3 protein-coding genes and 1 pseudogene are annotated in these 5,482 nt (G+C 63.7%); 2 read left to right on the forward strand and 2 right to left on the reverse strand.

All coding sequences use genetic code 11. The features are described from left to right. Nucleotides 1-347: 347 nt before the first annotated feature. Together Q0S71_RS21420 and rpoD are read right to left on the reverse strand one after the other, a co-directional pair. Nucleotides 348-776, reverse strand: a complete 429-nt coding sequence (locus Q0S71_RS21420; RefSeq protein WP_296000166.1) for a DoxX family protein — start codon at nt 774-776, stop codon at nt 348-350. 145 nt (nt 777-921) lie between these two features. Next, nucleotides 922-3,474: pseudogene (gene rpoD / locus Q0S71_RS21425) on the reverse strand (RNA polymerase sigma factor RpoD). An 877-nt stretch (nt 3,475-4,351) separates the two neighbouring features. Here rpoD and Q0S71_RS21430 point away from each other — a divergent pair. Next, a complete protein-coding gene (locus Q0S71_RS21430; RefSeq protein ID WP_296000168.1) occupies nt 4,352-4,729 on the forward strand; it encodes a ProQ/FinO family protein in 378 nt (125 codons plus the stop codon). A gap of 94 nt (nt 4,730-4,823) precedes the next feature. Beyond that, nucleotides 4,824-5,432 carry a 3'-5' exonuclease gene (locus Q0S71_RS21435; RefSeq protein ID WP_296000169.1) on the forward strand — a complete coding sequence of 203 codons (609 nt, stop codon included), beginning with the start codon at nt 4,824-4,826 and terminating at the stop codon, nt 5,430-5,432. The last annotated feature ends 50 nt before the right edge of the window (nt 5,433-5,482 follow it).

Raw genomic sequence — 5,482 nt, forward strand, 5'->3', positions numbered from 1 at the left:
AACCGCTCTCGCGCCACCGCGCCACACGCACCCGCCATTGCTCCTCTCGCTCCTTGTTCCCCATCACCATCTCCATCTCCAAAAGTCGGAGTCTGGGCAAACCGATTAAGGTTTTGAAGATGGGCGGGCTGGACGCTTACATTTTGTTCTGCTTTCTTCTATTTATACCGGCAAATTCAGACGCGGTTCAAAATAGAAGAAAGCAGAATAGAAGATTTTCCACACGGGCGCGCGGAGCCCCACCCACCACCTCGGGCGGCCATGCCGCGCGCCGTTTCCCTTTGATCCGTGAAGAACCCAAAAAAAAAGGAGGCTGGCGCCCCCTTCCCTTGATGTCGTGCCGCCGCTTATTCCTTGCGCAAATCCAGCCACGCCACCAGCAAAAACGCGCCGGCCAGTCCCAGGTGCTCGAAGAAGGCGTTCTCGTTCATGAAGCGCTCGGTGCCGCTCATGCGCCAGTAGGGATTGGCCAGCAGCGAGGCCATCACTGTGAAGCCGCCCAGATACAGCGCGCCGGCCCAGCGCCACATGCCGCTGACGATGAGCAGCGGCGCCAGCAGTTCACCGACGATGGTCAGCAAGGCCATCGGCGCCGCCGGCGCCAGGCCAAAATGCCGCATCTCGGCGATGGCCGCCGGGAAGTCGAATGCCTTGTCCAGTCCGCCCTGTATATAGGCCGAGCACAGCATCAGCAGGCCCAGCGTGCGCCAGGCCGGCGCCGACGTCCATGTGCGCCAGCCGACCCCGGTGGTCGATATGGGAACGGTGTGCTTCATAATGGCCTTTCCGTGCTTGCTGGATTACCTACCATTATAGACAGCATTGACGTCCCTGCCGCCCATCCGGCATCAGCCGCCCGACCTTGCGCCCATAAAAAAAGGGAGGCTCGCGCCTCCCTTCCCTACCCTTCGTGCGCCGCGCTTAATGCGTGGTCAGGAAGCTCTTCAGCTTGTCCGAGCGCGAAGGCTGACGCAGCTTGCTCATGGCCTTGGCCTCGATCTGGCGGATACGCTCGCGCGTCACGTCGAATTGCTTGCCCACTTCTTCCAGCGTGTGGTCGTTCGACATTTCGACGCCGTAGCGCATGCGCAACACTTTCGCTTCGCGCGGCGTCAGCGAGTCCAGCACTTCCTTGATGACGTTGCGCATCGACGCGTGCAGCGCCGCGTCCAACGGCGCCAGGGTCGCGTTGTCTTAGATGAAGTCGCCCAGCTGCGAATCGCCGTCCTCGCCCATCGGCGTTTCCATCGAGATCGGCTCCTTGGCGATCTTCATGATTTCGCGGACCTTGTTTTCCGGCATTTCCATCTTCAGCGCCAGCGTCGCCAGGTCCGGCTCGCTGCCCGTTTCCTGCATGATCTGGCGCGAGATGCGGTTCATCTTGTTGATCGTTTCGATCATGTGCACCGGCACGCGGATGGTGCGGGCCATGTCGGCGATGGAACGGGTGATGGCCTGGCGTATCCACCACGTCGCATAGGTCGAGAACTTGTAGCCGCGACGATATTCGAACTTGTCGACCGCCTTGAGCAGGCCGATATTGCCTTCCTGGATCAGGTCGAGGAATTGCAGGCCGCGGTTGATGTATTTCTTGGCGATCGAAATCACCAGGCGCAAGTTGGCCACCGTCATTTCGCGCTTGGCCTGGCGCGCGCGTTTTTCGCCGGCCGCCATCTGCTTGTTAATCTTGCGCAGGTCGGCCAGCGGCAGCGCCACGCGCGCCTGCAGGTCGATCATCTTCTTTTGCAGTTCCTTGACGGCGGGAACGTTGCGGCCGAGGATGGCGCTGTAGGGATAGCGGCATTCGACTTCGCCGTCGACCCAGTCGAGGTCGCATTCATTGCCGGGGAAGACCTTGATGAAGTGGGCGCGCGGCATGCCGCATTTGTTCACGCACAGTTCCAGCACGGCGCGCTCGATGTGGCGCACTTCCTCCATCTGTCCGCGCAGCGTGTCGCACAGCTTTTCGACCACCTTGGCCGTGAAGCGTATGCCCAGCAGTTCGGCCGAGATCAGTTCCTGCGCCTGCACATAGGCCTTGGAGCCGTAGCCGCCGACGGCCTTGCGCATCTTCTCGTACTGGGTCGAGATGACGTTGAACTTTTCCAGCGCCGCTTTTTTCAATTGCAGCAGCTGCTCGGTCGAGAAGCCGGCCGCGCCGCCGTTGGCGTCGCCGTCTTCCTCTTCGATTTCCTCTTCTTCTTCCTCTTCCTCGTCCGCGGCGGGGCGCGCGGCGGCCGGCGCCGGCGCGGCGCTCGTTTCGTTGAGGTCGACGAAGCCGTCGACGACTTCGTCGACCTTCAATTCATCGGCCTCGATCTTGCGGGCCAGCGCGACGATCTCGGCGATCGTCGTCGGGCAGGCCGAGATGGCCTGTATCATGTCCTTCAGGCCGCCCTCGATGCGCTTGGCGATTTCGATTTCGCCTTCGCGCGTGAGCAGCGCCACGGCGCCCATTTCGCGCATATACATGCGCACCGGGTCGGTGGTGCGGCCGAAGTCGGAGTCGACCGTCGACAGGGCCGTCGCCGCCGCCGCCTCGACTTCATCGTCGGACGTGACGGTGGCCACGCTGTCGGTCAGCAACAGCGATTCGGCGTCCGGGGCGCGCTCGTAGATGGCGATGCCCATGTCGTTGAAGGTGGCGATGATGCCTTCGATGGCTTCCGGATCGACGATGTTTTCCGGCAGCTGGTCGTTGATTTCCGCATAGGTCAGGAAGCCGCGCTCCTTGCCCATGTTAATCAGGTTCTTGATTTGCTGGCGGCGGCGTTCCAGGTCTTCCGCCGAGCTCTTCGGGTCCAGGCCCAGCGCATCGGCGGCGCCGCCCTTGGCCTTGCGCTCGCGCGCCTTCGACACGGCCTTCAGTTCGGCGCGCTCGACGGCGTTCAACGCCGCCACTTCATCGTTTTCCGGCGTGAATTCGCTCGGCTTGCGGCCGCGCCGGCCCGGCACCTTGACCGATGGCAGGAAATAGGTCGAGGTGTCGATCGAGGCCAGCGTGGCCGCGTCCGTGACCTGGCTGACGGCCGGGCCGGCCGTGACGATGACCACCGGCGCCGGCTCGACGCGGGCCTTGACCGGCTTCGATTTCGGCGCGACCACTTTCGGGCCGGCGGGCGCGGCCAGCGAGACGGCGGCCGAGGCGGCGCCGGCCTTGCGGGCGATCTTGGTGGTGGCGACCTTGACGGGCGCGTCGGCCGAGTCGGTCAACGCGGCCGAATCAGCGGAACCGGCCGCTGCGGCCGACTCGTCCGCCGGCGCGACCGTATCGAGCAGCGCGGCGTCGGCTTCCGCCGTCGCCACCGAGGCCAGACGCGAACGGGATTTCTTCACCACCGTGACTTTGCTGCCAGCCGCCTCTTGCGCACCTTCGATGACATAAGATAAAGTGGTCTTGGTGACGGCCAATGGCGCGGCGCTGGCGCGGGTGGCCTTGACGGACAACGTTAAAGTTTTCGGCGTTTTTGTCATTAAATATCTCTCAGTGCGGAACCGGATGGTCGCGGCGCGAAGTGAATAATTCCACCTAAGCCTGCAAAACCGGACTCGATGGAGCGAATTGTGGCCGTCTCAGCGACGGCGCCGCCACTTATCGACAAAAAATGCCAAGCCCGGCGGCGACCGTGAACGGTCCGCACAGGAAAGGCAATGTTGTAAATAAGTTGACGTTGTACCTGGCAATAAAAAAAGCCCGCTACCTGAAACGGGCTTCAATCTGTTTTTCAGCGAAGAATAGAGGAGGAGGCAAAGTACGCCGCTAAGTACGCCGCTAAGTACGCCGCTAAGCCATGCCCCATAGTATGCCGCATGGCTAAATACGCCGATACGGGATCGCGCCCATACCGACTATCTGCTAAGCTCATCGGCAGCCCGCGATACCGCTGCCCCTTGCTACACATCCTGTATCAATCCGAAACCCGCACCGCGCTGCATTTGGTGCGTCAATCATTATACAGCGTTTATGGCGTCCACGCACCTGCGATGCTGGCCGCCTCATCGTGAGCAAAACAACATCATGAAGCAAAAGCCACCGCGTGGCGGCGGTCCGCATGATATGCTGGCGCCTCCTGCTTAAACTATGAAGTCGATGAACACTAGCCTCACCCCCCAGCCTCAGGCAATCGAGCCCGGCACCGCACCCGCTGACGCAGTCGCAAACGCAGCAGTCGAAACCGCAGCAGCCGTACCAGCAGCCGCAGTCGACACCGCAGCAACCGTACCAGCGTCCACAGCCGAAGCAGCCGTAACGGCCGCCGACGCAGCAGGCGCACCAGCACCGGCCGCCGCCAGCCCGGCAGCAGCTCCGGCCGCCTCCGCCGCATCTGCGCCGGGGCCGTCGCCGCGCACCCTGCTCAAGCAACTGCAAACGCAATTCCCCGCCTTCCGCGATTTCCTGCCGCTGTCGATCGGCATCGACAAGCAAATCCTCGCGCGCATGCCCGACCTGGACCGCAAGACCATGCGCACGGCTCTGGGCATCCACACCGGTTCGCTGCGCTACCTGAAGGTCATGGAAAAAGCCAAGGTGCGCCACGACCTCGACGGCACGCCCGGCGCCGAAGTGACCGACACCCACCGCGCCCACGCCACGCAAGTGCTGCAGGACCGCTTCAAGAAAGAAGCCGAGCGCAAGAAGGCCGAGCGCGACGCCGCCGCGGCCGAAGAAGCCACCCGCCTGCACGCCGAGAAGCTGAACCAGCTGACCGCGAAGTTCTCGCGCAAATAAGTTGGACAGCCAGTCGGACGCGGACCGGCGCGACAAAGCGCACCACCCCGCCGCATCGTCCCGGGCCCAGCCCGAATTGCCGCCCTATCCGGGCCTGGCCCTGAACGCCGTGCGCCTGGTGCGCACGGCCGCCGACGCGGCCACCGCGCGCGCGGCGCTGATGGCGAGCGACGCCATCGGCTTCGACACCGAATCGAAACCCACCTTCCTCAAGGGCGAAAGCTCGACCGGCCCGCACCTGATCCAGCTGGCCACCGACGGCATCGCCTACCTGTTCCAGATCGGCAGCGCGCCGGTCGGCCTGGCGGAACTGAAAGACATCCTCGAATCGGCGCAGACCATGAAGGTCGGCTTCGGCCTGTCCGACGACGTCAAGCGGCTGCGCGCCAAGCTCGGCATCCAGAGCGCGGCCGTGGTCGACTTGTCGGTGGCGCTGCGCACGCCGGGCCAGCGCAACGACCTGGGCGCGAAAAGCGCGGTGGCCAAATTTTTCGGCCAGAAACTGCAAAAATCGAAAAAGATCTCGACCACCAACTGGGCCAGCACACGCCTGACGGAAAAGCAGATCCTGTACGCGGCCGACGACGCCCACGTCGCCCTGCGCATCTACCGCCGCTGGCTGGCCGAAGGCGGCAAGCTGGCGCCGCACAAGCCGCCGCGCCCACCGCGCGCGAGCGCCCCCAAAACCCCCGACCCGGCCTAAGCGCCGGCGCTCAGCCAACAGCGCGGCCATCGGGGTCAGACCACAGTTTC

The organism is Rugamonas sp., assembly GCF_025354735.1.
Lineage (GTDB): Bacteria > Pseudomonadota > Gammaproteobacteria > Burkholderiales > Burkholderiaceae_D > Rugamonas.